We start from the raw sequence: 25,880 nt of genomic DNA on the forward strand, positions 1-25,880 counted from the left end.
TTTGACTACTCTTCCAGACTGAGCAGCGTGACCGAGGAGCCTGCATGTCCGCCTTTGCCTCACCCGCCCAGGATCGTTGGCTGGATCTCAACGACCTGATGCGCGAACTGGTGTCCCAGGGTCGCCTGAGCCAGGACCAGGCGGAACATTGCCTGGCCATTCGCCGTAGCGCGGTGAACAACCAGCAGCACCCGCTGGAGTTCCTGGCCAGCCAGCAGGTGGACGACCTCAAGCGTCCGGGCAAGAAGCTCGACCTGGAAACCCTCAGCCACTGGCTGGCCGAGCTCGCCGGCCAGCCCTACCTGCGCATCGACCCGCTGAAGATCGACGTCGCTGCCATCACGCCGCTGATGTCCTACGCCTTTGCCCAGCGCCACAAGATCCTCGCCGTGGCCGCCAACAGCGAAGCGGTGACCATCGCCAGTGCCCAGCCCTTCGTGCAGAGCTGGGAAAGCAACCTGATCCATGTGCTCAAGCGCCCGATCAAGCGGGTGGTCGCCAACCCGGTGGACATCCAGAAATTCACCCTGGAGTTCTACCGCCTGGCCAAATCGGTCAGCGGCGCCAGCGCGGTGGATCAGAAGATCAGCGGCGTCGGCAACTTCGAGCAGTTGCTCAAGTTGGGCTCCAACGAACAGGAACCGGACGCCAACGACGCGCACATCGTCAACATCGTCGACTGGCTGTTCCAGTACGCCTACCAGCAGCGCGCCAGCGATATCCACATCGAACCGCGCCGCGAACAGGGCACCGTGCGCTTCCGCATCGACGGCGTGCTGCACACCGTCTATCAATTCCCGCCGCAGGTGACCATGGCGGTGGTCAGTCGCCTGAAGAGCCTGGGGCGCATGAACGTGGCGGAAAAGCGCAAGCCCCAGGATGGCCGGGTCAAGACCAAGACCCCGGACGGCGGCGAGGTGGAGCTGCGTCTCTCCACACTGCCCACCGCCTTCGGCGAGAAGATGGTGATGCGGATCTTCGACCCCGAGGTGCTGCTGAAGAGCTTCGACCAGCTCGGCTTCTCCCAGGACGACCTGCGCCGCTGGCAGAGCATGACCAACCAGCCCAACGGCATCATCCTGGTCACCGGCCCCACCGGCTCCGGCAAGACCACCACGCTCTACACCACCCTCAAGCAGCTGGCCACCAGCGAGGTGAACGTCTGCACAATCGAAGACCCCATCGAGATGATCGAGGGCGCCTTCAACCAGATGCAGGTGCAGCACAACATCGACCTGACCTTCGCCAGCGGCGTACGCGCGCTGATGCGGCAGGACCCCGACATCATCATGATCGGCGAAATCCGCGACCTGGAAACCGCCGAGATGGCCATCCAGGCCGCCCTGACCGGCCACCTGGTGCTCTCCACCCTGCACACCAACGACGCGCCCAGCGCCATTACCCGCCTGCTGGAACTGGGTGTGCCCTACTACCTGCTGCGCGCCACCCTGCTCGGGGTCATGGCCCAGCGCCTGGTACGGACCCTCTGCCCGCACTGCAAGGCACCGATGGAGCTGCGCGAGGAGGACTGGACCAGCCTGACCAAACCCTGGAGCGCACCGCTGCCCACCGGCGCCCACCACGCCGTCGGTTGCCTCGAATGCCGCGACACCGGGTACCGCGGTCGTGCCGGGGTCTACGAGATCATGCTGCTGTCCGATGCGATCAAACCGCTGATCACCGCCGATACCGACCTGATCGCGTTGCGCCGGGCCGCCTTCAAGGAGGGCATGCGCAGCTTGCGCCTGTCCGGTGCGCAAAAAGTCGCCTCGGGCCTGACGACCATCGAAGAAGTGCTGCGGGTCACGCCACAAAGCGAGCAGAAATGAAATGCTTGGCGGCTGGGGCGGAGGGGCCCCAGTCACCGAGATACAGCCAGCAAAAGGAGCAGATCCCATGGAAATCGGCAGTGTCGTCATCCTCTTCGTCGCCCTGGCGATCGCAATCGTCTTCATGGGCTTCAAGGTCGTGCCGCAAGGCTTCGAATGGACCGTGGAGCGCTTCGGCCGCTACACCAACACGCTCAAGCCGGGCCTGAACATCATCGTGCCGGTGATGGACCGCATCGGCCGCAAGATCAACGTCATGGAAAGCGTGCTGGACATTCCCCCGCAGGAAGCCATCAGTGCCGACAACGCCATCGTCACCATCGACGCCGTGTGCTTTTTCCAGGTGATCAACACCGCCCAGGCGGCCTACGAGGTCAACGACCTGGAGCACGCCATCCGCAACCTGGTGATGACCAACATCCGCACCGTGCTCGGCTCCATGGAGTTGGACGCGATGCTCAGCCAGCGCGACGCGATCAACGAGCGCCTGCTGCACACCGTGGATGAAGCCACCGCGCCCTGGGGCATCAAGGTCACCCGCATTGAGATCAAGGACATCACGCCGCCGGCCGATCTGGTGGAAGCCATGGCCAGCCAGATGAAGGCCGAGCGCCTGAAGCGCGCCCAGGTCCTCGAGGCCGAAGGCCGGCGCCAGGCGGAAATTCTCACCGCCGAGGGCGAGAAGCAGGCGCAGATCCTCAAGGCCGAAGGCGAGCGTACCGCCGCCTTCCTCGAAGCCGAGGCCCGTGAGCGTGCCGCACAGGCAGAAGCCGAGGCGACCCGCGTGGTATCCGAGGCCATCGCCAACGGCAACGTGCAGGCGGTGAATTACTTCGTCGCACAGAAATACGTGGAAGCGCTGGGCAAGCTGGCCAGCGCCAACAACAGCAAGGTGGTGCTGATGCCGCTGGAAGCCAGCCAGGTGATCGGCGCCGTGGGCGGCATCGGCGAAATCGTCCGTGCCACCTTCGACGGCAAGAAGGGCTGAAACGATGTGGAACTACCTCCAGCACCTGACCTACTGGGACTGGCTGGCCCTCGGCACCCTGCTGCTGATCCTCGAAGTCTTCGGCGCGGGCGGCTACCTGCTGTGGATCGGTGTGGCCGCCGCCTGCGTCGGGGTCATCACTTTCATCGCCCCGGAACTGCACTGGGCCATCCAGTTCCTGCTGTTCGGCGTCCTCTCCATCCTCACTGCGGTGTTCTGGTGGCGCCGCCAGCGCAGCGCCGCCAAGGTCTCCGACCAGCCCGGCCTGAACCGTCGCGGCTATGAGTTCGTCGGTCGCGAGTTCGCCTTGCATGAAGCCATCAGCGGCGGTCGCGGCAAGATCCGCGCTGGCGACTCCGTCTGGCTCGTCTCTGGGCCGGACATGCCCGCTGGTAGCCAGGTGCGCGTCGTCGGTCAGGACGGCGTGCTGCTGAAGGTCGAACCCATCTGATCGTCCCGCCTGCCGCTCAGGCAGGCCGCCAATCGCCAGCTAGGCTTGCAAGGCCGAACCTGGCCATTGCGAAGGGAGTTCCAGCATGTCCGCTACCCAGCACCAGCGTCCGCTTCTCGTGGCGGGCGTCCTGCTGTTGCTTGCCGCCTGCGCCAACATCGATGCGCAGACCACCGAATACGTCGGCGTGCCCCATGCCGCACCCACCGACCCCGCCAGCGTGGAAGTGCTGCGCCGCGAACCCGCCCGCCCCCATGACCGCCTCGGCGAAGTGGTGGTGGACGCCAGCACCGAGCCGCCGCCTCCGGTCACCGATATCGAGCAGAAGCTGCGCGAAGAAGCGGCGAAAATCGGCGGCCATGCCGTGGTGGTTGTCTATGACCGTATCCAGCCGGTTTCCGCCTATGTCAGCGGACCGCTCTGGGCGCGGGATGTGGAGACCATCAACGGACGCAAGCTGAAGGGCATCATCATTCGCTATCGCTGAACGGGATCGACATGCAGCCTTGACGGGCTCCGGCACATTCACGGAACCTGCACGCCACCGTGAAAAACGCTCGCCAGCACAGCGGATGTCTGCATGTCGAAGCACCACAAGAAGGCCCCGCCCAAACCGGTACGGCGCCCTGTCTATCCCGTCCTGGCGGGCTTGCTGCTATTGATCAGCCTGGGAGCCTGGCTGTACATGGAGGGCGGCACCGGGGGGCTGCCCGGCAGGAAACCGCCGCCCGTTGCCAGCACCCAGCCCGCTAGCCTCGTAGATGAAGGCCAGTGCGCCGGCTGCCATGCCCAGCAAACCAGGGACTGGCAAGGCAGCCATCACCAGTTGGCGATGCAGGACGCCACCGACAGCAGCGTGCTCGGCGATTTCAACGACGCCAGCTTCAAGGACGACAAGGAAACCACCCGGTTCTTCCGCAAGGACGGCGGCTTCTGGGTCAATGCGCCCGGCGTCGACGGCAAGCCTGCCGACTTCCGCGTTGCCTATGCCTTCGGCGTCGCCCCGCTGCAGCAGTACCTGATCGAAGTTCCCGGTGGCCGTCTGCAGGCCCTCGGCGTGGCCTGGGATGTGGAGAAACGCGCCTGGTTCCACCTCTATCCGGGCCAGGGCGTGGACTTCAAGGACCCGTTGCACTGGAGCCGTCCGCAGCAGAACGCCAACTTCATGTGCGTGGAGTGCCATACCACCGGATTCAAGCGCGCCTACGACCCCGCCACTGACCGCTTCGCCAGCCACTGGAACAGCCTTGGCGTCGGCTGCCAGGCCTGCCATGGCCCGGCCTCGAAGCATCTGGAGTGGGCGGCGAAGAAGAACAGCGCGGCCAATGCCGGCTTCGCCTACGACCTCGCGACAAGCGACAGGATCAAGGAAGTGGAGACCTGTGCCCGCTGCCATTCCCGCCGCGCGCCGCTGGATGATGGCTACCACAGCGAACGCCGGTTGATGGACGATTACCTGCCCAGCGCGCTGACCCGCGAGCTCTACGAGATCGACGGCAAGATCAAGGAAGAGGTGTTCGAGTACGGCGCCTTCACCCAGAGCAAGATGTTTTCCAAGGGCGTGCGCTGCAGCAACTGCCACAACCCCCACAGCACGGCGCTCAAGGCCTCGGGCAATGGCGTCTGCCTGCAATGCCACAACCCCGCTGGCAAGGCCGGCATCGAAGGTATCGACGGCCAGGGCCTGAAAGCGAAGAACTACGAATCCCCCGAGCACCACCATCACAACCCCGGACAGCCGGGCGCCCAATGCGTGGACTGCCACATGCCGGGCAAATTCTTCATGGTCAACGACTACCGCCACGACCACGGTTTCACCCTGCCCAATCCCGCCCGCGCCCTGCGTCTGGGTACCTCCGATGCCTGCCTGGCTTGCCACCGTGACCAGCCGGGCGACCAGGTCGCCGAGCAGTTCCGTCTCTGGTATGGCGAGAGCAAGGCCGCAGCCCCGCGCTACGACGAGAGCCTGTGGCTGATCCGCAACGGCAAGCCAGGGGCTTCGCGCGCGCTGTTCCAGCAGTTGGACGCGCAGGGTTTGCCCGCCATTCGCCGCGCCACCCTGCTGGCCGAGCTGCCGACCTACCCCAGCGAGCGCGCGCTCAAGGCTGCAGCCCGCGACCTGAGCCACCTGGCGCCGCAGGTGCGCGAGGCGGCGGTCAAGGCTGTTGCGGCGCTGGTGCCACCGGAGCAGCGCCGCAATGTACTGGCGCCGCTGCTGAGCGACCCAGTACGCGCGGTGCGCATCGCCGCCGCCTATGCACTGCTCGGCATGCACAGCACCGGACTGGGCAACTACGAGTCGAGCTGGAGCAAGGCCATCGACGAGTACGAAGCCGTGCAGCTGAGCCTGCAGGAACGCGCCGAGGCCAATCTCAATCTGGCCATGCTGTACCAGGCCAATGGCCGCTCCGGCGCCGTGGAACCGCACCTGCGCACTGCGCTGCAGCGCGATCCGACCTTCCTGCCGGCGCTGGTCGCCCTGGTGCAGTGGCTGGATGGCAACTTCCGCTGGGAAGAGGGCCGCGCCCTGCTCGAACAGGGCCTGAAGGAACACCCCGAGGCGGCGCTGCTGCAATACGCCAACGGCCTGATGCTGGTGCGCAAGGGCGATCTGCCGACGGCCCTCAAGGCCTTCGCCGAAGCGGTGCGGCTGGAGCCGAAGAATAGCCAGTACGACTATGTCTACGCCGTCGCACTGCATGACAGCGGCCAGCTCGAACTGGCCTGCCATCGCTTGGAGGAGCTGCTGGAGCGCGATCCGGCCAACCGCGAAGCGCGACTGGCGCTGATCAACTACTGGCGCGAAGCCGGACAGATCCAGAAGGTGCAGGCGCTGTTGGCGGAGCTGGAACAGCAGAATCCGGACGATCCCGCCCTACGACGAGAGTGAGTGGGCCGGCGAGAAGCCAGGACCGACTGGCGCAGAGGTTGAACTCAGGGATGAAGGGCCGAATCTGAATGTTCAGGTCCACCCGAGAACGGAGTAAAACGCTATGCGCACTCGACTGTATGCAGCCGTCTTCGCCCTGGTCGCCCTACCGCTGGGTTCGGCAATGGCCGACAGTGACTTCTGGCGCGATGTCATCTCGTCCGGCGCTACCACCGCCTCCACCTACATGACCTTCAAGGACGACAAACTGATAGTCGCGGCACGCGACGATGCCAGCAGCTTTGTCGCCAGCGGCGGCGAAATCCGCGGCCCTTACCTTGAAGCTGCATTGCAGCGCATCCGCAGCGAACACCCGGATCTCAAAGCCAGCGACAGCGAGCTGGCCAACGCGATCCTCACCACCGAGCAGTAAATCTTCGCGAATGAATTCGCCCCCACAGGATTGAAACCTTGTGGGGGCGAATTCATTTGTGATGGTGGAGGTTGCGCGGGGCCTTTCGCGAGCAAGCTCGCTCCTACAGGGATACGCGAAGGCTCGGACGTAGGAGCCAGCTTGCTGGCGAATGGTGTTGATTCGCGAGCAAGCTCGCTCCTACAGGGATACGCGAAGGTTCGGATGTAGGAGCCAGCTTGCTGGCGAAAGGCGAGCAAGCGCTCCTACACCCTACTCCCGATAATCCTCGACCGGCACGCAGGCGCAGAACAGGTTGCGGTCGCCAAACACGTTGTCCACCCGATTCACCGTTGGCCAATACTTGTGGTCCCGCGTATGGCCGCTGGGGGTGACGGCCTCCTCGATACTGTAGGGCCGTTCCCAATGGCCGGTCACGTCGGCCAGGGTATGCGGCGCGCGTTTGAGTGGATTGTCCTCGGCCGGCCAGTCTCCTGCCTGCACCTTGGATATCTCGGCACGAATACTCAGCATCGCCTCGATGAAGCGGTCCAGCTCGTGCTTGTTCTCGCTCTCGGTGGGTTCGACCATCAGGGTGCCGGGTACCGGGAAACTCATGGTCGGGGCGTGGAAGCCGTAATCCATCAGGCGTTTGGCGACGTCTTCCTCGGTGATGCCGGTTTCCGCCTTGATCGGCCGCAAATCGAGGATGCACTCGTGGGCCACCCGGCCATTACGGCCGCTGTAGAGCACCGGGTAGGCGTCGCCGAGCTGGCGGGCCAGGTAGTTGGCACTGAGGATGGCCACCTCGGTCGCATCGGCCAGTTCCGGCCCCATCATGGCGATGTACATCCAGCTGATCGGCAGGATGCTCGCACTGCCCCAGGGCGCCGCGCTGACCGCGCCATTCTCGGGATTCGGCCCTTTCAGCTCGATCACCGGATGGTTGGCAACGAAGGGCGCCAGATGTGCGCGAATGCCGATCGGGCCCATGCCCGGCCCGCCACCGCCGTGGGGAATGCAGAAGGTCTTGTGCAGGTTCATGTGCGACACGTCGGCCCCGATGTCTGCCGGCCGCGCCAGGCCCACCTGCGCATTGAGGTTGGCACCGTCCATGTAGACCTGGCCGCCGTGGCTGTGGATAACCTCGCAGATCTCGCGAATGCCTTCCTCGTACACACCGTGGGTCGAGGGGTAGGTGGCCATCAGGCAGGACAGCTGGCCGCCCGCCTCGCCGGCCTTGCGTTTGAGGTCCTCCAGGTCGACGTTGCCCTCCGGGTCGCACTCGACGATCACCACCCGCATGCTCGCCATCTGGGCCGACGCGGGGTTGGTACCGTGGGCGGACGCCGGGATCAGGCAGATGTTGCGATGCCCCTCACCGCGGCTCTCGTGGTAGCGGCGAATGGCGAGCAGCCCGGCGTACTCGCCCTGGGCCCCTGAGTTGGGCTGCATGCAGATGGCATCGAAGCCGGTGATTGCGCAGAGCCAGGCCTCCAGTTCGTCGATCATCAGCTTGTAGCCAAGCGCCTGCTCGCGGGGCGCGAAGGGATGTAGGTTGGCGAATTCCGGCCAGGTGATGGGGATCATCTCGCTGGTGGCGTTGAGCTTCATGGTGCAGGAGCCCAGCGGAATCATCGCCTGGTTCAGCGCCAGGTCCTTGTTCTCCAGTTGCTTCAGGTAACGCAGCATCTCGGTTTCGCTGTGGTGCGCGTTGAACACCGGGTGGGCGAGGTAGTCGCTGCTGCGGGAAAGCTCCGGCGGGATGCCGGGATCCAGCATGGCTTCGTCCAGTTCGGCGACGGACAGGCCGTGGTCCGCGCCGAGGAAGATGCAGAACAACTGCTCCACGGTTTCCGCCGTGCAGGTTTCATCGAGGCTGACCCCCAGCTTGCCGCGCCCCAGGATGCGCAGGTTGATGCGCGCCGCCTTGGCGGATTCGATGACGGCGGTCTGGCTGCCCCCGACATCCAGTGTAAGGGTGTCGAAGTAGTACTGGTTGTCGCGCTGGATACCCCGGCGCGCCAGGCCTTCGGCGAGGATCGCGGTGAGCCGGTGGACGCGTTGGGCGATCCGCTTCAGCCCCTCCGGACCGTGGTAGACGGCGTAGCAACTGGCGATGTTGGCCAACAGCACCTGTGCCGTGCAGATATTGGAGTTGGCCTTCTCGCGACGGATGTGTTGTTCGCGGGTCTGCAGGGCCATGCGCAGGGCGACGTTGCCCCGCGCATCCTTGGATACGCCGATGATCCGGCCCGGCATGGCACGCTTGAAGTCGTCACGGGTCGCGAAGAACGCGGCATGCGGACCGCCGTAACCCATGGGCACGCCGAAACGCTGCGCCGAGCCGAACACCACATCGGCGCCCAGTTCGCCGGGCGGCGTCAGCAGCAGCAGGCTGAGCAGGTCGCTACCGACGCAGGCCAGTGCCTGCTGCCCGTGCAGGTGTTCGATGAGCGGACGCAGGTCACGGATTTCGCCGTGGGTGTCGGGATATTGCAGCAGCGCGCCGAATACCTGGTGCTGGGCAAGGTTATCCACATGGTCCACCACCACCTCGAAGCCGAAGGCGTCAGCGCGGGTCTGCACCACCGAGATCGTCTGTGGGTGACAGTCCTCGTCGACGAAGAACAGGTTGCTCTTCGACTTCGCCACCCGCTTGGCCAGGGCCATGGCTTCGGCGGCAGCGGTGGCTTCATCCAGCAGGGAGGCGCTGGCGAGGTCGAGCCCGGTGAGGTCGATGGTCAGTTGCTGGAAGTTCAGCAGCGCTTCCAGCCGACCCTGGGCGATTTCCGGTTGATAAGGGGTGTAGGCGGTGTACCAGCCAGGGTTCTCCAGCACATTGCGCAGGATCACCGTGGGGGTGACGGTGCCGTAGTAACCCATGCCGATGAGGTTGGTCCACAGCTGGTTCTGCTCGGCGTAGCCACGCAACTTCGCCAGTGCCTGCTGCTCGTCCAGCGCCGCCGGCAGCTCCAGGGGCCGATTGAGGCGGATCGCCGGCGGCACCGTCTGCACGATCAGGTCATCGCGGCTGGCGAGGCCGAGGGTTTCCAGCATCGCCTGCTGCTCCGCATCGTCCGGACCCAGGTGGCGACGAAGAAAGGCATCGGGCTGTTGGAGCTGCGACAGCGAGGGCATCTGGGACATGGGCAGAACCTCGTTTGGCCTCATCGAAAAACAAAAAGCCTCGACTAGCGAGGCTTTTTGAAGGATAGCGGGTGAATCAGCTATCGGCGTCGGCGGCTGCCTTGTAGGCGGCGGCGTCGAGCAGTTTGTCCAGGTCGGCCGCGTTGTTGGGCTTGAGCTTGAAGAACCAGGCGCCATACGGATCGCTGTTGACGCTCTCGGGAGCATCGCTCACGGCTTCGTTCACGGCGATCACTTCACCGGCGATCGGAGCGTAGATGTCGGAAGCGGCCTTCACCGACTCCACCACGCCTGCTTCCTGACCGGCGGACAGGGTCTTGCCGACTTCCGGCAGTTCGACGAAGACCACGTCACCCAGGGCTTCCTGGGCATGGTCGCTGATGCCCACGGTCACAGTGCCATCGGCTTCCAGACGGGCCCACTCGTGGCTCGGGGCGTAACGCAGTTCAGCGGGGATGTTGCTCATGTCGAATTCCTCAGAGTCTGTGGCGGATGGCCCGCCTGAAAATTTAGATCAAGGCTTTGCCATTGCGCACGAAGTTCGGCCGAACGACACGAACCGGGAACCACTTGCCGCGGATTTCCACTTCGGCACGATCGCCGGTGGCCATCGGCACACGCGCCATGGCAATGGATTTGTTCAGGGTCGGGGAGAAGCTGCCGCTGGTGATTTCACCCTCGCCGACGCCTTCCACGCGCACCACCTGATGGGCACGCAGCACGCCGCGCTCTTCCAGCACCAGGCCGACCAGCTTGCTCGCCACACCGGCGGCACGTTCGGTTTCCAGTGCCTGACGACCGATGAAGTCGCGGGATTCGGGCTCCCAGGCAACGGTCCAGGCCATGTTGGAAACCAGCGGGGAGGCCTCCTCGGTCATGTCCTGGCCATAGAGGTTCATGCCGGCCTCCAGGCGCAGGGTGTCGCGGGCACCGAGACCGATGGGGGCGATGCCGGCGCCCACCAGCTCGTTGAAGAAGCCGGCGGCCTGGTCGGCGGGCAGCAGGATTTCCAGGCCGTCTTCGCCGGTGTAACCGGTACGGGCGATGAACCAGTCGCCGTCAGGCAGGCCCTGGAAGGGTTTGAGTTCGTGAATCAGTGCGGCGCGTTCGGTGCTGAGCAGCTCGGCTACCTTGGCACGGGCAGTGGGGCCCTGGATGGCGAGCACGGCCAGGTCGGTGCGCTCGGTCAGGCTGACGTCGAAGCCCTGGCTGCGAGCTTGCATCCAGGCCAGGTCCTTATCGCGCGTGGCGGCATTGACCACCAGGCGGTAGCCGAAGTCGGTGACGTAAACGATCAGGTCGTCGATGATCCCGCCCTTTTCGTCGAGCATGGCGCTGTAGAGAGCCTTGCCGGGAGCCTGCAGGCGCTCCACATCGTTGGCCAGCAGGTGCTGGAGCCAGGACTTGGCCTGGCTGCCGGCAACATCCACCACCGTCATGTGGGAGACGTCGAAGACGCCGCAATCGCGACGCACCTGATGGTGCTCCTCGACCTGGGAGCCGTAGTGCAGCGGCATGTCCCAGCCGCCGAAATCGACCATCTTGGCTCCCAGCGCCACGTGTTGGTCATGCAATGGAGTGCGCTGTCCCATGGGTTTCTCCTTCCGGGCTTGGCGAGGATGCGGCGGGCCTTCGGAGCGGATTCATCCGCTGCCGCGGCGGGGTGGGCCGCAACGAATGGCGCGCATTGTAGCCGCAAGGTGGGACAGTGGACACTCCAGCCGCCCGTTAGCAGATACCGCTCCCGCGAGCAGGCCAAAGGCCATCGCGACCTGTCTCGCTCGGGCCTCGGCGCGCCTCCGAATTCGGCTTTAGTGGCCGAACCGTCGTGCCGAACGGCGTATCAGGCCGATCACTGGCAGCAGGCCGACCAGCACCAGGGTCAGGGCGGGCAACGCCGCGCGCGCCCATTCGCCTTCGCTGGTCATCTCGAAAATGCGCACAGCCAGAGTGTCCCAGCCGAAAGGGCGCATCAGCAGGGTGGCGGGCATTTCCTTGAGGACATCGACGAACACCAGCAATGCCGCACTGAGCGTGCCCGGCACCAGCAAGGGCAGGTAAACCCGGAAGAACAGCGCCGGGCCACCGACGCCGAGGCTGCGGGACGCTTCCGGTAAGGACGGACGGATACGTGCCAGGCCGTTTTCCAGCGGTCCATAGGCGACCGCCATGAAGCGCACCAGGTAAGCCAGCAGCAAGGCGCCGAGGCTGCCCAGCAGCAATGGCTTGCCGGCACCCCCCAGCCAGCCGGAAAGGGGGATCACCAGATGGCTGTCGAGGTAACTGAAGGCAAGCATGATGGACACCGCCAGCACCGAGCCCGGCAGTGCGTAGCCCAGGTTGGCCAGCCCCACTGCAGCGCGAACCGGCCGAGTCGGGGCCAGGCGTCGGGCGAATGCCAGCAGCAGCGCAACGCAAACGGTCAGCAGCGCCGCCATGCCACCGAGGTAGAGGGTATGCACGATCAGCCCGGCGTAACGCTCGTCGAGATCAAAACGGCCGCGCTGCCAGAACCACACCAGCAGTTGCAGCATGGGAATGACGAAAGCGCAGGCGAACACCAGTGAGCACCAGCAGGTCGCCGCCAGGGCCTTTACCCCGTGCAGGTGATACAGCGCCTTGCCTCGTGGCCGTTCGCTGGCCGGGCGGCTGGCACCCCGGGCACGGCGCTCGCCGTAGAGCACCAGGCAGACGCCGAGCAGCAGCAGGCTGGCCAGCTGGGCGGCGCTGGAGAGGCTGAAGAAGCCGTACCAGGTCTTGTAGATGGCGGTGGTGAAGGTATCGAAGTTGAAGACCGCCACGGCGCCGAAGTCGGCCAGGGTCTCCATGATGGCAAGGGCCAGGCCAGCGCCGATCGCCGGTCGGGCCATCGGCAGGGCGACGTGCCAGAAGGCCTGCCAGGGGGATTGCCCGAGCACCCGGGCGGCTTCCATCAGGCCCTTGCCCTGAGCCAGGAAAGCGGCGCGGGCCAACAGGTAGACGTAGGGGTAGAAGACCAGCACCAGCACCAGGATCACGCCGCCGGTGGAGCGCACCCGGGGTAGCCGCAGGCCGCTGCCGAACCACTCGCGGAGCAGGGTCTGCACCGGTCCGGAGAAATCGAATAGACCGATGAAAACGAAAGCCAGGACGTACGCCGGAACGGCGAATGGCAGCATCAGCGCCCAGTCCAGCCAGCGCCGGCCGGGAAATTCGCAGAGGCTGGTGAGCCAGGCCAGGCTGACGCCGATCACGGTCACGCCCACCGACACGCCGGTGACCAGCACCAGGGTATTGCCCAGCAGGCGTGGCATCTGGGTTTCCCACAGGTGGGACCAGATTTCCCCGTCCACCTCTCCCCAGGACAGCAGCAGGACGCTCAGGGGCAATAGGACCAGGACGGCGACGGCAAAGCTGATGGGATACCAGCGACGCTGGGCGGGATGGGCCACGCAAACCTCTCGGGGATCGAAACAGGACGCCCCGGACTGGCCGGGGCGTCGAGTATAGCGGCAGAGCGGTGAATCAGTTCCAGCCGACCCGGTCCATCATCTTGATGGCTTCAGCCTGGCGCTTGCCGGCGACTTCCACCGGGATGGTGTCCGCCTTGAAGCTGCCCCAGGCGGCCACTTCATCGGACGGCTTGACCTTCGGATTGGCCGGGAACTCTTGATTAATGCTGGCGAACAGGCTCTGCGCCTCGTCGGTGGTCATCCACTCCACCAGGGCCTTGGCGGCCTCGGGATGCGGCGCATGCTTGGTCAGGCCGACGCCGGACAGGTTGACGTGGACGCCACGGTCAGCCTGGTTCGGCCAGAAGATCTTCACCCGCAGCTCCGGGTTTTCCTTGTGCAGGCGGCCGTAGTAGTAGGTGTTGACGATGCCGACGTCGCACTGACCGGCATCTACCGCCTGGATCACCGCGTTGTCGTCGGCGAATACATCGGTGGCCAGGTTGTTCACCCAGCCCTGGAGGATTTCCTCGGTCTTGGCCGCGCCATGGGTTTCGATGAGGGTGGCGGTCAGGGACTGGTTGTAGACCTTCTTCGCGGTACGCAGGCAGAGGCGCCCTTCCCAGTTCTTGTCGGCCAGCGCCTCATAGGTGGACAGCTCTTCCGGCTTCACCCGCTCGGTGGAGTAGACGATGGTCCGCGCGCGCAGCGACAGGCCGGTCCAGGCGTGGCCGCCGGAGCGGTACTGGGGCGGAATGTTGGCGTCGATGGTCGGCGAGGTGAACGGCTGGAGGATGCCCATCTGCTCGGCCTGCCAGAGGTTGCCGGCGTCCACGGTGAGCAGCAGGTCGGCAACACCGTTATCGCCCTCGGCCTTGATCCGCTGCATCAGCGGAGCTTCCTTGTCGGTGATGAACTTGATCTGCACGCCGGTCTTGGCGGTGTAGGCATCGAAAACCGGCTTGATCAGCTCATCGATCCGCGAGGAGTAGACCACCACTTCATCGGCGGCCTGGGCCGGAATGGCGGCGGCGGACAGCGCCAGGAGCGCGAAAAGGGACTTACGTACCCGCATTGCAGGAGCCTCTTGTGATGGCAACAAAGGCTGAATGATAGTCAACCTCAGTTGTGAACTCTAAGGGTTTATATGTCGGGGTATGTATTCACAGGACAACACAGCTATTCCGACGCGCAGCTAATCGTCAGGCGCGGGCGAGGTCCGGTAGATCGCCGGAAAGCCCCAACGCCTGGCGTACGAAAAGCGCCTTGGCCTCGGGCATGCCATCCACCCATTTCAGGCCGCTGTTGCGCAGCCAGCGCAGGGGCAGCGGATCGGCCTGGAACAGGCGCTCGAAGCCTTCCATCGCCGCCATCATGGCCAGGTTGTGGGGCATGCGTCGACGTTCGAAACGCCCCAGCACGCGCTCGTCGGCCAGTCGCTCGCCGCGGCCCGCGGCATGCTGAAGCACTTCAGCCAGCACGGCCGCATCGAGGAAGCCGAGGTTGACGCCCTGCCCCGCCAGCGGGTGAATGGTGTGGGCGGCATCGCCGATCAGGGCCAGGCCCTCTTCGACGTAGCGCTTGGCGTGACGCTGGCGCAGCGGGATGCACAGGCGCGGATCAGCACCCAGCACATCGCCCAGGCGCCATTCGAACGCCCGGCCGAGCTCGCTGCAGAAGCCGTCGTCGTCGAGGGCCATCAGGCGCTCGGCCTCGGCCGGGGTCACCGACCAGACGATGGAGCACCAGTGCTCGCCGTCACGCTCGAGGGGAAGGAAGGCCAGCGGGCCGTCGTCGGTGAAGCGCTGCCAGGCGGTACGCTGGTGCGGTTCGGCACAGCGCACGCTGGTGACGATGGCGTGGTGCAGGTAATCCCATTCGCGGGTGGCGCAGCCGGCGAGGCGACGCACCGCGGAATTGGCGCCGTCCGCAGCCACCACCAGCGGAGCGCGCAGTTCGCGACCATCCACCAGGGTCAGCAGCCAGTCGTCGCCGGAACGACGCATGCGCTCCAGGCGCGCACCGGGCATCAGGCCGATACCGCTGTCGTGCAGGGGCTCCATGAGGGCGTCCTGGATCACGCGGTTCTCGACGATGTGGCCCAGCACCTCGGCATGCACGCTGGAGGCGGAGAAGTGAATCTGTCCGGTGCCGGAGCCATCCCAGACATGCATATCGGAATAGGGGCTGCTGCGCCGCGCGAGGACACCCGGCCAGGCACCTAGGCGCAGGAGGATGCGCTGACTGGCGGCGGACAGCGCGCTGACGCGCGGCTCGAAGGCGCCAGTCGGGTCGAAGGGTTTGACGCTGAGCGGGCTGCCATCGATCAGCAGGATGTCCAGGCCGCTGTCCTTCAGCGCCAGGGCCAGCGCACTGCCGACCATGCCGGCACCCACGATGATCAGATCCGCGCGCAATTCCATATCAGGCCTTGAGGCTCCCTGTGTGTCCGTGTGAGGCACGCCCGATCAGTCCGGGCGAGTGCCCAGGCCCATGGCCTGGCGGGCGAACCAGCGCTTGGCCGGCGGCAGCAGGTCGAGGCCGAGCAGGCCCAGGTTGCGTCCGGCGGTCAGCAGCGGTTCGGCGTTGGAGAAGAGGCGGGTCACCTGGTCGGAGAAACCCACCGTGAGGTTCTGGTCCAGGCGTTGGCGCTGGACGTAGTTCTGCAGGGTGACCAGATCGCCGAGGGGCTTGTCGCTGGCCAGCAATGCCTCGGCCAGTGCCTGGGCGTCGCGCAGGGACAGGTTGTAACCCTGGCCGGCGATGGGGTGGAGGCTGTGGGCAGCGTTGCCCAGCACCACCAGGCTGGAGCGCACCTGTTCCTCGGCTTCGACCAGTTCCAGCGGATAAAGGTGCCGCGCACCGACCTGCTGGAAGGCCCCGAGGCGGTAGCCGAAGGCCTCCTGCAGCTCGTCGAGGAAGCGTCGTTCATCCAGCCGGGCGAGGCGCTCGGCATCATCCCCCGGGCGGCTCCAGATCAGCGCACAGCGATTTTCCGGCAGCGGCAACAAGGCCATCGGGCCATCGTCGGTGAAGCGTTCGAACGCCTGGCCGCGATGGGCCTCCAGCGGACTGACGTTGGCGATCAGTGCCGTCTGCCGATACGGGGTGCGACGCACGCCGATGCCCAGTTGCTCGCGCAGACCGGAGCGCCCACCATCGGCGAGCACCGCGAGGTCGCAATCGATCTGGGTCTCGTCATTCAGGGTCAGGCGGTATCCACCTTCCAGCGCCTGCATGCCGGCCACTTCGGCCGGGCAATGCCAGGTCACCACCTCCTCGTCCAGCGCCTGCCAGAGACATTGGCCGAGCCACGCGTTCTCGACCACATAGCCCAGGGCCGGCACGCCCTCTTCGAGGGCGGCGAGGCGCGCGGCGCCGAAACGTCCGCGATCGGAAACGTGGATCTGCAGGATGGGCTCGGCACGCTGCGCGATGGTCTGCCAGAGGCCATGGCGCTCGTAGATCTGCCGGCTGCCGAAGGACAGCGCGGAAGAACGCGCGTCGTAGCTGGGCTGGAAGCCGCTGCCGGGGGCGAAGGGTTCGATCAGGACGATCTTCCATCCCCGCGCCCTGGCACCGTCCTGCAGCGCCAGGGCGAGACTGGCGCCGACCAGGCCGCCGCCAATGATCGCAACGTGGCAGTGATGCATGTCAGGCGGCCTGGCTGCGCGCAGCGGCCATCAGCGCCTCGATTTCGTCCACGGACTTGGGCACGCCACCGGTGAGGATTTCGCAGCCGGTCTTCGTCACCACCACGTCATCCTCGATCCGCACGCCAATGCCGCGCCACTTCTTCGGCACGTCCTGGTTGTCGGCGCCGATGTAGATGCCGGGTTCGACGGTCATCGCCATGCCGGGTTCCAGCACGCGCCACTCGCCACCGACCTTGTATTCGCCGACGTCGTGCACGTCCATGCCCAGCCAGTGGCCGGCACGGTGCATGTAGAAAGCCTTGTAGGCTTCGGCGGCAATCAGCTCGTCGACATCGCCCTTGAGCAGGCCCAGCTCCACCAGTCCGGCGGTAATGACCTGCACGGTGGCTTCATGGGCCGCGTTCCAGTGCTTGCCTGGGGCAATTTCAAGGAAGGCGGCTTCCTGGGATTTCAGCACCAGCTCGTAGATGGCCTTCTGCTCGGGGCTGAAGCGGCCACTGACCGGGAAGGTGCGGGTGATGTCGCTGGCATAGCAATCGAGCTCGCAAGCGGCGTCGATCAGCACCAGGTCGCCGTCCTTCAACGGGGCGTCGTTCTCGCGGTAGTGCAGGATGCAGGCGTTCTTGCCGGCGGCGACGATGGAACCGTAGGCCGGCATTTTCGCGCCGCCCTTGCGGAACTCATACTCCAGCTCGGCTTCCAGGTGGTACTCGTACAGACCTGCACGGGAGGCCTGCATGGCACGCACGTGGGCACGGGCGGAGACCTCGGCAGCCTCACGCATGACCTTCACTTCCGCCGCCGACTTGTACAGCCGCATGTCGTGCAGCAGATGATCGAGCGCGACGAATTCCTTGGGCGGTTGGGCGCCCTGGCGGGCCTTGGAGCGGATGGTGTTGACCCACTCCATCAGGTGCTGGTCGAACTCGGTGTTGGTGCCGATGGAGTAGTAGACGCGACTGCGTCCTTCGATCAGGCCAGGCAGGATGTCGTCGATGTCGCCGATGGGGAACGCGTCGTCGGCACCGAAATCCCGGAGGGCGCCGTCCTGGCCGGCACGCAGGCCGTCCCAGAGTTCACGCTCCGGATCGCGCTCGCGGCAGAACAGCACGTACTCGCCGTGCTCGCGACCGGGGATCAGCACCAGCACCGCTTCCGGCTCGGGGAAACCACTGAGGTACTGGAAGTCGCTGTCCTGGCGATAGACGTGCTCGACGTCGCGGTTGCGGATATGCACGGGCGCGGCGGGGAGGATGGCGATGCTGTTGGCTTCCATCTGCGCCATCAGCGCCTTGCGGCGGCGGGCGTATTCAGCCTTGGGGATACGGGTCATGCGCGCTCCTTCAGGGCGGGCGGCGCCCGCCACTCGGGTCAATGCAACGAGGGTTTGGCAGCCGGCGCGGCGGGCTTGGCGCACTCGGCGAAGAGCAGCAGGGGCGCGACGCGCAGATACTCCATCACCTCCATATAGTCGCTTTCGCCGTCGTCGGAATCTTCCAGTGCGCTCTGCACCTGGGCGATCGACGCGAGGTCCTGGAGCACTTCGACGGCTTCGCCGGACAGCGCACCTTCGCGAGCGGTCAAGCCGAAACCACCGAGGAAGCCCTGGCACCACTGGCCAAGGGCGGTGGCACGCTCGGCCAGCGGCGCGTCGTCGCTGGGCAGCAGGAGGACCACGGCCATTTCCGTGCCGGTCAGTTCACTCTTGACCATTTCCTGCAGGCCGATCAGGGCCTGGCGCAGGTTGTCCTGCGGGGCACTACCGAGCAGTTCGGCGGCATCTTCGAGCCAGGGCTCCGGCTCGAAACCGGCGCCGGCGCAGCTACGACCCAGCAGCATGCCGTGCAATTCAGCGGGGGAAACCGGCTGGCCAGTGGAGGCGAGAAGCGCGGCGAAAGCGTTGTAAGGAGAATTCGAACTGGACATATGGGTGGCTAGGCGCCAGAGGGCGCAATCACTAGAATGACGGCCTCGTATCCTAGCAGCCTGGCGCGGCGAAGGCAGCATTGGCCACCCGTCGACCGGGCCCTATCTACGGGCATGCGACAATTCGCACCGTCGCCTGCGGGGTTTGACCCTTCCCCGTGTCAGTCCTATATAGTCCCGGTCACTCCTCACCAAGTAGACAGCCCATGGAAGACGCCGAACTGCATGCACTGACAGCCAAGCTGGAACTGCTGATCCAGCGTGTCGAGCAGCTCAAGGCCCAGAACCGGCTCCTGCTTGCCAGCGAGAAGGCCTGGCGTGAAGAACGCGCTCATCTGATCGAAAAGAACGAAATGGCCCGGCTCAAGGTCGAAGCGATGATTTCGCGCCTGAAAGCCCTGGAGCAGGATTCATGACCCAGTCCAACACCGTCACCGTCCAAATCCTCGATAAGGAATACTGCATCGCCTGTCCCGCGGACGAGCGCGCCAACCTGGAAAGCGCTGCCCGCTACCTCGACGGGAAGATGCGCGAGATACGTTCCAGCGGCAAAGTCATCGGTGCCGACCGCATCGCCGTAATGGCGGCGCTGAACATCACCCATGACCTGCTGCACAAGCAGCAGCGCCTGGACCAGGAAGCCACGTCCACGCGCGAGCGGGTCCGTGACCTGCTTGAGCGCGTCGACCACGCCCTGGCCGCCGACCCCGACGCCCAGCAGGCCTGAGCATCGTCCGGCTGCGACCAAGTGACGCTTTCTGGCGTTTTTTGACGCGGCCAGACCGACGCATTGCAGTTTCCTGAACGGTTCTTGGGGTATACTCGCCGCCAGCTCCCTGGTGTGTTGGCCAGTCGGTGATGTCCCTGAGCCGATAAATGCAACCACGGGGGTTGCAAGTTGAGGCCGGTGTGCATGTCCGCCTGACGGAAAGCCTTAACGCCTCCTGCAGCCTCCACCTTGAACTTTCGGGTTCAAGGGCTAACCCGACAGCGGCACGACCGGGGAGTCTATTTTCTTCATGATCTGCGCCGGTTCCCATTCCCGCCAGAGCTTGCGCCGCCTGCTCCGCCAGGCCCGCCGCGCACTTACCCCCCTCCAGCAGAAGCACGCCGCCAAGGCCCTGTACCGCCAGCTCGCGCAGGACCCGCTGTTCCGCCGCGCCCGGCACGTTGCCCTCTATTTGCCCACCAATGGCGAAATCGATCCGCGCCCGCTGCTGCGTGAAGCCCAGCGCCGGGGCAAACGCGCCTACCTGCCCGTCCTCAACGCCTGGCCCAGGGAGAAAATGGTGTTCCAGCGCCTGCTGCCGGGCGAACGGCTGCAGAAGAATCGCTTCCGCATCCTCGAACCGCGCGCCAATCAGGCGCAACAGCGCAAGGTCTGGGCACTGGATCTGGTCATGATGCCGCTGGTGGGCTTCGATGAAGCAGGTGGACGCCTGGGAATGGGTGGCGGCTTCTACGACCGCAGCCTGGCCTATCTGGCGCGGCGTCGCCAATGGCGCAAACCGACCCTGCTGGGCCTGGCGCATGAGTGCCAGAAGGTGGACAGGCTGGAGCTCGCCAGTTGGGACGTGGCCCTGCAGGCGACGGTTACAGACAAGGGCTGGTACTGAGAAGACTGACGGCGGCACCGCGATCCTTGCGATGCCGGTCAAATAGGAATCAGGGCTGTTGGGTCAGATTGACGGGTGCGTTGCTTTGGCGTTCCCACAGGCTTTGCGTGTAACCGGTGGTAACGACACCCAGGCCAAAAATAATGACCAATACCCAGAGGATGTCTGGCTTTTTGCGTTTCATTGATTGCCTCCCCCTTGCAGGCAAACTTCGCGCGATGACCGATGGCGAGTTGTTGTTTTGATTGGACCGAACGGCCGCAGCAGCTTAAGGCGCGGCATTCTCCGGCAACGTGAGCGAACACGCAATTTATGACGCCAACCGGCCGTCGGCCGGTCGTGAAGCCCGGATGCCCCAATTAAGGACGAACGTACAGGAGCAAAGTTCATGCCTTTCTGGCTGATGAAATCCGAACCCGACGAACTTTCCATCCATGACCTGCAGCGTCTGGGCAAGGCGCGCTGGGATGGCGTGCGCAACTACCAGGCGCGCAACTTCATGCGCGCCATGCGTCCCGGCGAGCTGTTTTTCTTCTACCACTCCAGCTGCCCTGAGCCGGGCATTGCCGGTATCGCGCGAATTGCTGGCGAGACCTACCCGGACCCCACCGCCCTGGACCCGCAAAGCCATTACCACGACCCCAAGGCGAACGCCGAGAAGAATCCGTGGAGCGCGCTGGACGTGGAGTTCGTCGAGGCCTTCACTCGAGTCATCCCGCTCGGCCTGCTGCGCGAGCAGGCGGTGTTGTCCGGCATGCCTCTGGTGCAGAAAGGCAGCCGTTTGTCGGTGATGCCGGTGACCGAAGAAGAATGGGCCGGAGTGCTCGCCCTGCGTTGAGTCGGGCATGGCCCTGTGCTATGAGGGAGGGAATCTCCCGGGGCGCCCCCATGCCGCACTCTAATCCCGCCTGGCTGGTCCGAACGACACTCGCGCTGCTGTTCCTGGCGCTGTGCGGAACCAGCCTGCTGCTCTGGAAGCAGCTGGAGGATGCACATCACGAGCGCATTCGCGAGCGCGTCGGCTATCAGGCGCGCGCCCTGGCCGCCGAGCTGGAAAACAACCTGATCGACGAGGTCGAAGGTTTACGGCGCATTGCCATGCTGTGGAATCACCAGGGCCGGCTGCCGCGAGACGAGTGGAACCTGGAAGTCACTTTCGCCCTGGACCACTTCCCTGGCTACCAGTCGATCCAGTGGATGGGCGAAGACCTGCGCATGCGCTGGGTCATGCCGGAACAAGGCAACGAAGCAGCCATTGGCTTCCGCCTGACGCGCATTCATCCCAACTTCAACCTCGCCATGCAGGCCAAGGCCACTGGCGAGGCGCAGCTGTCCAACAGCTTCGCCCTGGTCCAGGGCGGACGTGGCGTCATCCTCTACACTCCGCTGTTCCTCGACAATGAGCAGGGTGACCGCACCTTCGATGGTTTCCTCCAGGGCGTATTCCGCGTCGAATCCCTGATGGATGCGCTGCTCGGCAACCTCGATAATCGCGACTTCAGCGTCCAGTTGCTGGAGTCCGGCCAATCCATCTACCTGCAGGAGCAACCGCAAAGCCTGGCCGACCTTAGCCAGCGTGTACCGCTGCACCTGCTCAACAACAGCAACTTCGCCCTGCAACTTTCCCCCACCGAAAAACTGGTGGAGCAGCTCAGCTCGCCGCTGCCCCAGGTGGTCCTTGGTGCTGGCCTGCTTACCAGCCTGTTGCTGGTCGCCGCCCTTGCCCTGGCCTTGGAGAACGCGCGCCGCGCCAGCGCCCTGCAGAGCGGCTATCGGCGCCTGAACGAAGAAGTCAGCCAGCGCGAGCACGCCGAGCAGGACCTGCGCGAGAGCCGCGAGCGCCTGCAGCTGGCGCTCGACCTGACCGACTCCAGCCAGGATGGCCTGTTCATCTTCGACCTCGCCACTCGCGAGATCCTGCACATGAACCGAGCCACCCATGCGAGCCTCGGCTACAGCGCCGAGGCCTTTCGCCAACTGCTGAAGGAAGACCCGGAACAACTCCTGCCTGGCTTTCACACCTGGCTGGAACTGGTGCGCCAGGCTCGCCGGGATGGCAACTCGGGGATTTTCCAGCGCGAGATGCGCCGCGCCGACGACAGCCTCCAGGCGGCGGAAATCAGTGCACAGCTGGTTAGCCAGAATGGCCGCGACTATCTGATCGGCGTTTCGCGCGACAATCGCGAGCGACTGGAACTGGAGGCGCGCCTGCAGCGGCTATCCCAACTGGATGGCCTGACCGGCCTGTACAACCGGCGCTATTTCGACCGGCAGCTGAACGGCGAGTGGCGCCGCCTGCGTCGCCTTGGTGCGCCACTGGCGTTGCTGATGCTGGATGTGGATCACTTCAAGGCGTTCAATGACCAGTTCGGTCACCAAGCCGGCGACGACGCCCTGCGCCGGGTGGCCCAGACGCTTCAGCAGAGCCTGCAGCGTGAAGGTGACGTGGCCTGCCGCTATGGCGGAGAGGAGTTCGCCATCATCCTCGCCAACACGGCCGAGGACGGTGCACAACATGTCGCTGAACGGGTGATGGCGCTTGTCGCGGAACTGCAGATCGAGCACCCGGCAAGCCCCGAAGGGCGGCTGACGCTGAGCATTGGCATCGCCGTTTCCGACCCGGCCCGCGAAGAGCAGCCCGACAGCCTGGTATCACGCAGCGACGCCGCGCTCTACCGGGCCAAGCACGAAGGGCGCAACCGCACCTGCCTGTGGGAGAAAGGTCAGGGCTGAATGATCAGGTTGTTGAACAGCAGGTCGTCCACCAGTGGCTCGCCTTCCTCGCCATTCAACACCTGCTGCACCTGCTTGAGGGCTTCCTGACGGAGCTTTTCCTTCGAGTCGGACGAAGCCAGGCTCTCGTCGGTCTGCTGGGAGAACAACATCACCAGCTGGTTGCGGATCAGGGGCTCGTGGCGGGTGACCTTGTCCTGCGCCTCGGGTCCGCTGACCCGCAGGGAAACATCGGCCTTGTAGTACTTCAGCCGAGGACCCGGGCCATAGTTGCCGACCAGAGAAGGCACCAGATCGATATAGGCAACCTTGGGCGCCTCACCTTCCTTGGGCTCTTCTTCCTCGTTGGCCATCGCCAGCAGCGGAAGGGTCAGGGCCAGCAGCAATGCAGTCAGTCTTTTCACCAGGGGTCATCCTCAGCACGAATGGCGCCTAGCATAGCCACAGCCGCGGCAAGCCCCAAGACCTCCGTTTATGCAGGCCTATCAGGCGCGGCCATGCTGATTGACCGCCCTGCCCCCCAACCTACACTGCAAGGCCACATGCCCGGGGCCCGAGCCCCAAGCCAAGGAGCTCCGCGATGAAAGCCGTCCTGTGCAAAGCCTTCGGTCCCGCCGATACCCTGGTGCTGGAGGAAGTCGCCAGCCCCGAGCCCAAGAAGAATGAAATCCTGATCGACGTCCATGCGGCGGCGGTCAACTTCCCCGACACCCTGATCATCGAAGGCAAGTACCAGTTCAAGCCGCCCTTCCCCTTCTCTCCGGGTGGCGAAGCCGCTGGCGTGGTCGCGGCGGTGGGCGAGAAGGTCAGCCATCTCAAGCCGGGTGATCGTGTGATGGCGCTGACCGGCTGGGGCAGCTTCGCCGAGCAGGTGGCCGTGCCGTCCTACAACGTGATGCCGATTCCCAAGGGCATCGACTTCAACTCCGCCGCCGCTTTCGGCATGACCTACGGCACGTCGATGCATGCCCTCAAGCAACGCGCCAACCTGCAACCCGGCGAAACCCTGCTGGTGCTGGGTGCATCCGGTGGTGTCGGCCTGGCGGCGGTGGAAATCGGCAAGGCGATGGGTGCGCGAGTGATCGCTGCGGCCAGCAGTGCGGAAAAACTCGAAGTGGCCAAGGCCGCCGGCGCCGATGCGCTGATCAACTACAGCGAGGAAAGCCTCAAGGATCGCGTCAAGGAGCTGACCGGAGGCCAGGGCGCCGACGTGATCTACGATCCGGTGGGTGGCGACCTGTTCGATGCTGCCGTACGCTCGATCAACTGGAACGGCCGCCTGCTGGTGGTGGGATTCGCCAGCGGCCGCATTCCCGAGCTGCCGGTGAACCTGGCCCTGCTCAAGGGCGCCTCGGTGGTGGGCGTGTTCTGGGGCTCCTTCGCCCAGCGCCAGCCCCAGGACAACCTGGCCAACTTCCAGCAGCTGTTCGCCTGGTATGCCGAGGGCAAGCTCAAGCCGCTGGTGTCCCAGACGTTCCCCCTGGAACGCGCAAGCGATGCGATCAATGCACTGGCGACGCGTCAGGCGGTCGGCAAGGTGGTGGTCGAAGTACGCTGATTGCCGCCAGCGAAACAAAAAAGGCCGCCCTCAGGGCGTAATGCTGTTCAGTTAGCCCCGCCAACGAGGTGTCGCTGTTGCTGTAGGAGCGAGCTTGCTCGCGAAGCTTTCCGGGATATCGCCCATTCGCCAGCAAGCTGGCTCCTACAGCGTTTCCCCGCTGCAGAAACCAAGAACGCCGCTCACCCGGTGAGGGATTAGCGGCGTTCTTATGTGAACAGCATTAGCCCTCAGGGCGGCCTTTCTCATGGCCCTCGCTCAGGAGCGTGGTGCGTAGGCGAACACGTCCGCGCGCATCTGGTGGGCATCCATCCCGGCCGCCACCAGCGCATCCAGGGTGGCATAGACCATCGCCGGAGAGCCGCTGGCGTAGACCCGCAGCTGCTTGAGGTCCGGGAAGTCCTCGCACACCACCTGGTGCAGCAGGCCACGACGGCCCTGCCAGTCACAGGGGTCGCTGACCACCTTGTGCAGGATCAGGTTGTCCAGGCCCTGCCAATCGTCCCAATGGACCAGCTCGTAGAAGTCTTCCGGCTGGCGAACACCCCAGTACAGGTGCACCGGATGCTTGAAGCCGGTCGCGCGGCAGTGCTCGATCAGGCTGTGGATCTGCCCCATCCCGGTGCCTGCGGCGATCAGCACCAGCGGGCCGTCCGGCAACTCCGCCAGATGGGTGTCGCCGAAGGGCATGCGGACCTTGGCCATGCGGGTGCGCTGCAATTGGGCGAGCAATGCCTTGGCGCTGTTTTCACGACCGAGGATATGCAGTTCGATGTCCCGCCCGGCGCTGGGCGCGGAAGCCATGGAGAAGGCCGAGGACTCGCCGTCTTCCCGTTCGATCAACAGGTACTGGCCAGCGTGATAGCGCGGCGGTTTGCCAGCCGGGGCACGCAGGCGCACGCGCCAGACGTCGCCCCCGACCGGCGCGCACTCGGTGAGCTGGCAGCTCAGGCTGCGCACCGGCAGTTCGCCCGGTGCCAGCACGCCATCCCAGTGCAGGACGCAGTCTTCCAGGGGTTCGGCCAGGCAGGTGAACAGCTCGCCCTGACTCAGCTCGACGCCATTCTGGAGTACCCGTCCTTCCACCAGCAGGGCCGCGCAAATATGGCAATTCCCGTTTCGGCAGCTTTGCGGGCACTCGTACCCCAGGCGCCGCGCACCGTCGAGAATAAGTTCTCCGGGCTTCAATTCGAGCAGGGCACCGGAAGGTTGCAAGGTCACTTTCAAGCGATGTTCTCGTTCTTCTGTTTGTAGGAGCGAG

General features: G+C 65.1%; 24 protein-coding genes and 1 other RNA gene. 13 read left to right on the plus strand and 12 right to left on the minus strand.

Annotation, left to right across the window (positions count from 1 at the left end):
- Nucleotides 1-44: 44 nt before the first annotated feature.
- From DM872_RS20960 to DM872_RS20985, 6 genes are all read left to right on the plus strand, one after another.
- Nucleotides 45-1,829: a GspE/PulE family protein gene (locus DM872_RS20960; protein WP_179061264.1), complete on the plus strand. Its 1,785-nt coding sequence runs from the start codon at nucleotides 45-47 to the stop codon at nucleotides 1,827-1,829.
- Between the two features lie 67 nt (nucleotides 1,830-1,896).
- On the plus strand, nucleotides 1,897-2,817 hold the full coding sequence (locus DM872_RS20965; protein ID WP_179061265.1) for an SPFH domain-containing protein: 921 nt from the start codon (nucleotides 1,897-1,899) through the stop codon (nucleotides 2,815-2,817).
- 4 nt (nucleotides 2,818-2,821) lie between these two features.
- On the plus strand, nucleotides 2,822-3,268 hold the full coding sequence (locus DM872_RS20970; RefSeq protein ID WP_179061266.1) for an NfeD family protein: 447 nt from the start codon (nucleotides 2,822-2,824) through the stop codon (nucleotides 3,266-3,268).
- Nucleotides 3,269-3,353: 85 nt separating this feature from the next.
- On the plus strand, nucleotides 3,354-3,755 hold the full coding sequence (locus DM872_RS20975) for a hypothetical protein (RefSeq protein ID WP_179061267.1): 402 nt from the start codon (nucleotides 3,354-3,356) through the stop codon (nucleotides 3,753-3,755).
- Between the two features lie 93 nt (nucleotides 3,756-3,848).
- Nucleotides 3,849-6,158, plus strand: coding sequence for a tetratricopeptide repeat protein (locus DM872_RS20980; RefSeq protein ID WP_179061268.1), 2,310 nt, complete (start codon nucleotides 3,849-3,851; stop codon nucleotides 6,156-6,158).
- Nucleotides 6,159-6,261: 103 nt separating this feature from the next.
- Nucleotides 6,262-6,570, plus strand: coding sequence for a DUF2388 domain-containing protein (locus DM872_RS20985; protein WP_179061269.1), 309 nt, complete (start codon nucleotides 6,262-6,264; stop codon nucleotides 6,568-6,570).
- 252 nt (nucleotides 6,571-6,822) lie between these two features.
- On the opposite strand, the gene gcvP is transcribed toward DM872_RS20985, so the two are convergent.
- The 9 genes from gcvP to DM872_RS21030 form a co-directional block, all read right to left on the minus strand.
- Nucleotides 6,823-9,699 carry an aminomethyl-transferring glycine dehydrogenase gene (gcvP, locus tag DM872_RS20990; protein ID WP_179061270.1) on the minus strand — a complete coding sequence of 959 codons (2,877 nt, stop codon included), beginning with the start codon at nucleotides 9,697-9,699 and terminating at the stop codon, nucleotides 6,823-6,825.
- Between the two features lie 76 nt (nucleotides 9,700-9,775).
- Entirely contained in the window at nucleotides 9,776-10,165 is a 390-nt protein-coding gene (gene gcvH, locus DM872_RS20995) for a glycine cleavage system protein GcvH (RefSeq protein WP_179061271.1), read from the minus strand.
- Nucleotides 10,166-10,208: 43 nt separating this feature from the next.
- Nucleotides 10,209-11,291, minus strand: a complete 1,083-nt coding sequence (gene gcvT / locus DM872_RS21000; protein WP_179061272.1) for a glycine cleavage system aminomethyltransferase GcvT — start codon at nucleotides 11,289-11,291, stop codon at nucleotides 10,209-10,211.
- 219 nt (nucleotides 11,292-11,510) lie between these two features.
- A complete protein-coding gene (locus DM872_RS21005; protein ID WP_179061273.1) occupies nucleotides 11,511-13,130 on the minus strand; it encodes an ABC transporter permease in 1,620 nt (539 codons plus the stop codon).
- Nucleotides 13,131-13,203: 73 nt separating this feature from the next.
- Nucleotides 13,204-14,205 (minus strand): extracellular solute-binding protein, encoded by a 1,002-nt coding sequence (locus tag DM872_RS21010; protein WP_179061274.1) that lies wholly within the window; start codon nucleotides 14,203-14,205, stop codon nucleotides 13,204-13,206.
- A gap of 127 nt (nucleotides 14,206-14,332) precedes the next feature.
- The gene (locus DM872_RS21015; RefSeq protein WP_179061575.1) at nucleotides 14,333-15,547 is read right to left on the minus strand and encodes a 2-octaprenyl-3-methyl-6-methoxy-1,4-benzoquinol hydroxylase; all 1,215 of its coding nucleotides are present in this window, start codon (nucleotides 15,545-15,547) and stop codon (nucleotides 14,333-14,335) included.
- A 51-nt stretch (nucleotides 15,548-15,598) separates the two neighbouring features.
- Complete coding sequence (ubiH, locus tag DM872_RS21020) at nucleotides 15,599-16,783, minus strand: 2-octaprenyl-6-methoxyphenyl hydroxylase (protein ID WP_179061275.1); 1,185 nt, start codon at nucleotides 16,781-16,783, stop codon at nucleotides 15,599-15,601.
- A gap of 1 nt (nucleotide 16,784) precedes the next feature.
- On the minus strand, nucleotides 16,785-18,119 hold the full coding sequence (gene pepP / locus DM872_RS21025; protein WP_179061276.1) for a Xaa-Pro aminopeptidase: 1,335 nt from the start codon (nucleotides 18,117-18,119) through the stop codon (nucleotides 16,785-16,787).
- Between the two features lie 38 nt (nucleotides 18,120-18,157).
- On the minus strand, nucleotides 18,158-18,712 hold the full coding sequence (locus tag DM872_RS21030) for a YecA/YgfB family protein (RefSeq protein WP_077525608.1): 555 nt from the start codon (nucleotides 18,710-18,712) through the stop codon (nucleotides 18,158-18,160).
- Between the two features lie 206 nt (nucleotides 18,713-18,918).
- Here DM872_RS21030 and DM872_RS21035 point away from each other — a divergent pair, with 206 nt between their 5' ends.
- From DM872_RS21035 to DM872_RS21050, 4 genes are all read left to right on the plus strand, one after another.
- Nucleotides 18,919-19,128: a TIGR02449 family protein gene (locus DM872_RS21035; RefSeq protein WP_028626819.1), complete on the plus strand. Its 210-nt coding sequence runs from the start codon at nucleotides 18,919-18,921 to the stop codon at nucleotides 19,126-19,128.
- Complete coding sequence (locus tag DM872_RS21040) at nucleotides 19,125-19,439, plus strand: cell division protein ZapA (RefSeq protein ID WP_077525606.1); 315 nt, start codon at nucleotides 19,125-19,127, stop codon at nucleotides 19,437-19,439. Before DM872_RS21035 ends, DM872_RS21040 begins: the two co-directional genes overlap by 4 nt.
- A gap of 103 nt (nucleotides 19,440-19,542) precedes the next feature.
- A non-coding RNA gene (ssrS, locus tag DM872_RS21045) (6S RNA) lies at nucleotides 19,543-19,722 on the plus strand.
- Nucleotides 19,723-19,731: 9 nt separating this feature from the next.
- Nucleotides 19,732-20,328 carry a 5-formyltetrahydrofolate cyclo-ligase gene (locus tag DM872_RS21050; protein ID WP_179061277.1) on the plus strand — a complete coding sequence of 199 codons (597 nt, stop codon included), beginning with the start codon at nucleotides 19,732-19,734 and terminating at the stop codon, nucleotides 20,326-20,328.
- 49 nt (nucleotides 20,329-20,377) lie between these two features.
- On the opposite strand, the gene DM872_RS30555 is transcribed toward DM872_RS21050, so the two are convergent.
- A complete protein-coding gene (locus DM872_RS30555) occupies nucleotides 20,378-20,512 on the minus strand; it encodes a hypothetical protein (RefSeq protein ID WP_256873449.1) in 135 nt (44 codons plus the stop codon).
- 204 nt (nucleotides 20,513-20,716) lie between these two features.
- Here DM872_RS30555 and DM872_RS21055 point away from each other — a divergent pair, with 204 nt between their 5' ends.
- Together DM872_RS21055 and DM872_RS21060 are read left to right on the plus strand one after the other, a co-directional pair.
- Nucleotides 20,717-21,166 carry an EVE domain-containing protein gene (locus DM872_RS21055; RefSeq protein WP_179061278.1) on the plus strand — a complete coding sequence of 150 codons (450 nt, stop codon included), beginning with the start codon at nucleotides 20,717-20,719 and terminating at the stop codon, nucleotides 21,164-21,166.
- A 50-nt stretch (nucleotides 21,167-21,216) separates the two neighbouring features.
- Nucleotides 21,217-23,061 (plus strand): sensor domain-containing diguanylate cyclase, encoded by a 1,845-nt coding sequence (locus DM872_RS21060; protein WP_179061279.1) that lies wholly within the window; start codon nucleotides 21,217-21,219, stop codon nucleotides 23,059-23,061.
- Here the strand turns inward: DM872_RS21060 and DM872_RS21065 are convergent.
- Nucleotides 23,052-23,465 carry a flagellar basal body-associated FliL family protein gene (locus tag DM872_RS21065; RefSeq protein WP_179061280.1) on the minus strand — a complete coding sequence of 138 codons (414 nt, stop codon included), beginning with the start codon at nucleotides 23,463-23,465 and terminating at the stop codon, nucleotides 23,052-23,054. The two genes, DM872_RS21060 and DM872_RS21065, sit on opposite strands and share 10 nt — an antisense overlap.
- Before the next feature lie 176 nt (nucleotides 23,466-23,641).
- On the opposite strand from DM872_RS21065, the gene DM872_RS21070 reads away from it, so the two are divergent.
- The gene (locus tag DM872_RS21070; protein ID WP_179061281.1) at nucleotides 23,642-24,619 is read left to right on the plus strand and encodes an NADPH:quinone oxidoreductase family protein; all 978 of its coding nucleotides are present in this window, start codon (nucleotides 23,642-23,644) and stop codon (nucleotides 24,617-24,619) included.
- A gap of 258 nt (nucleotides 24,620-24,877) precedes the next feature.
- On the opposite strand, the gene DM872_RS21075 is transcribed toward DM872_RS21070, so the two are convergent.
- Entirely contained in the window at nucleotides 24,878-25,846 is a 969-nt protein-coding gene (locus DM872_RS21075) for a CDP-6-deoxy-delta-3,4-glucoseen reductase (RefSeq protein ID WP_179061282.1), read from the minus strand.
- Between the last annotated feature and the right edge of the window lie 34 nt (nucleotides 25,847-25,880).

This window comes from Pseudomonas taiwanensis (genome assembly GCF_013393345.1).
GTDB lineage: Bacteria > Pseudomonadota > Gammaproteobacteria > Pseudomonadales > Pseudomonadaceae > Metapseudomonas > Metapseudomonas resinovorans_C.

Excerpts from the sequence above, each read along its gene's own strand:
- DM872_RS21040 (WP_077525606.1), top strand. The coding sequence starts at position 19,125 with ATGACCCAGTCCAACACCGTCACCGTCCAAATCCTCGATAAGGAATAC.
- DM872_RS21030 (WP_077525608.1), bottom strand. The coding sequence starts at position 18,712 with ATGTCCAGTTCGAATTCTCCTTACAACGCTTTCGCCGCGCTTCTCGCC.
- DM872_RS20985 (WP_179061269.1), top strand. The coding sequence starts at position 6,262 with ATGCGCACTCGACTGTATGCAGCCGTCTTCGCCCTGGTCGCCCTACCG.
- DM872_RS21055 (WP_179061278.1), top strand. The coding sequence starts at position 20,717 with ATGCCTTTCTGGCTGATGAAATCCGAACCCGACGAACTTTCCATCCAT.
- DM872_RS21070 (WP_179061281.1), top strand. The coding sequence starts at position 23,642 with ATGAAAGCCGTCCTGTGCAAAGCCTTCGGTCCCGCCGATACCCTGGTG.
- DM872_RS30555 (WP_256873449.1), bottom strand. The coding sequence starts at position 20,512 with ATGAAACGCAAAAAGCCAGACATCCTCTGGGTATTGGTCATTATTTTT.
- gcvP (WP_179061270.1), bottom strand. The coding sequence starts at position 9,699 with ATGTCCCAGATGCCCTCGCTGTCGCAGCTCCAACAGCCCGATGCCTTT.
- gcvH (WP_179061271.1), bottom strand. The coding sequence starts at position 10,165 with ATGAGCAACATCCCCGCTGAACTGCGTTACGCCCCGAGCCACGAGTGG.
- DM872_RS21035 (WP_028626819.1), top strand. The coding sequence starts at position 18,919 with ATGGAAGACGCCGAACTGCATGCACTGACAGCCAAGCTGGAACTGCTG.
- DM872_RS20970 (WP_179061266.1), top strand. The coding sequence starts at position 2,822 with ATGTGGAACTACCTCCAGCACCTGACCTACTGGGACTGGCTGGCCCTC.
- DM872_RS20965 (WP_179061265.1), top strand. The coding sequence starts at position 1,897 with ATGGAAATCGGCAGTGTCGTCATCCTCTTCGTCGCCCTGGCGATCGCA.
- DM872_RS21010 (WP_179061274.1), bottom strand. The coding sequence starts at position 14,205 with ATGCGGGTACGTAAGTCCCTTTTCGCGCTCCTGGCGCTGTCCGCCGCC.
- gcvT (WP_179061272.1), bottom strand. The coding sequence starts at position 11,291 with ATGGGACAGCGCACTCCATTGCATGACCAACACGTGGCGCTGGGAGCC.
- DM872_RS20975 (WP_179061267.1), top strand. The coding sequence starts at position 3,354 with ATGTCCGCTACCCAGCACCAGCGTCCGCTTCTCGTGGCGGGCGTCCTG.
- DM872_RS21050 (WP_179061277.1), top strand. The coding sequence starts at position 19,732 with ATGATCTGCGCCGGTTCCCATTCCCGCCAGAGCTTGCGCCGCCTGCTC.
- DM872_RS20980 (WP_179061268.1), top strand. The coding sequence starts at position 3,849 with ATGTCGAAGCACCACAAGAAGGCCCCGCCCAAACCGGTACGGCGCCCT.
- DM872_RS21060 (WP_179061279.1), top strand. The coding sequence starts at position 21,217 with ATGCCGCACTCTAATCCCGCCTGGCTGGTCCGAACGACACTCGCGCTG.
- DM872_RS20960 (WP_179061264.1), top strand. The coding sequence starts at position 45 with ATGTCCGCCTTTGCCTCACCCGCCCAGGATCGTTGGCTGGATCTCAAC.
- ubiH (WP_179061275.1), bottom strand. The coding sequence starts at position 16,783 with ATGCATCACTGCCACGTTGCGATCATTGGCGGCGGCCTGGTCGGCGCC.
- pepP (WP_179061276.1), bottom strand. The coding sequence starts at position 18,119 with ATGACCCGTATCCCCAAGGCTGAATACGCCCGCCGCCGCAAGGCGCTG.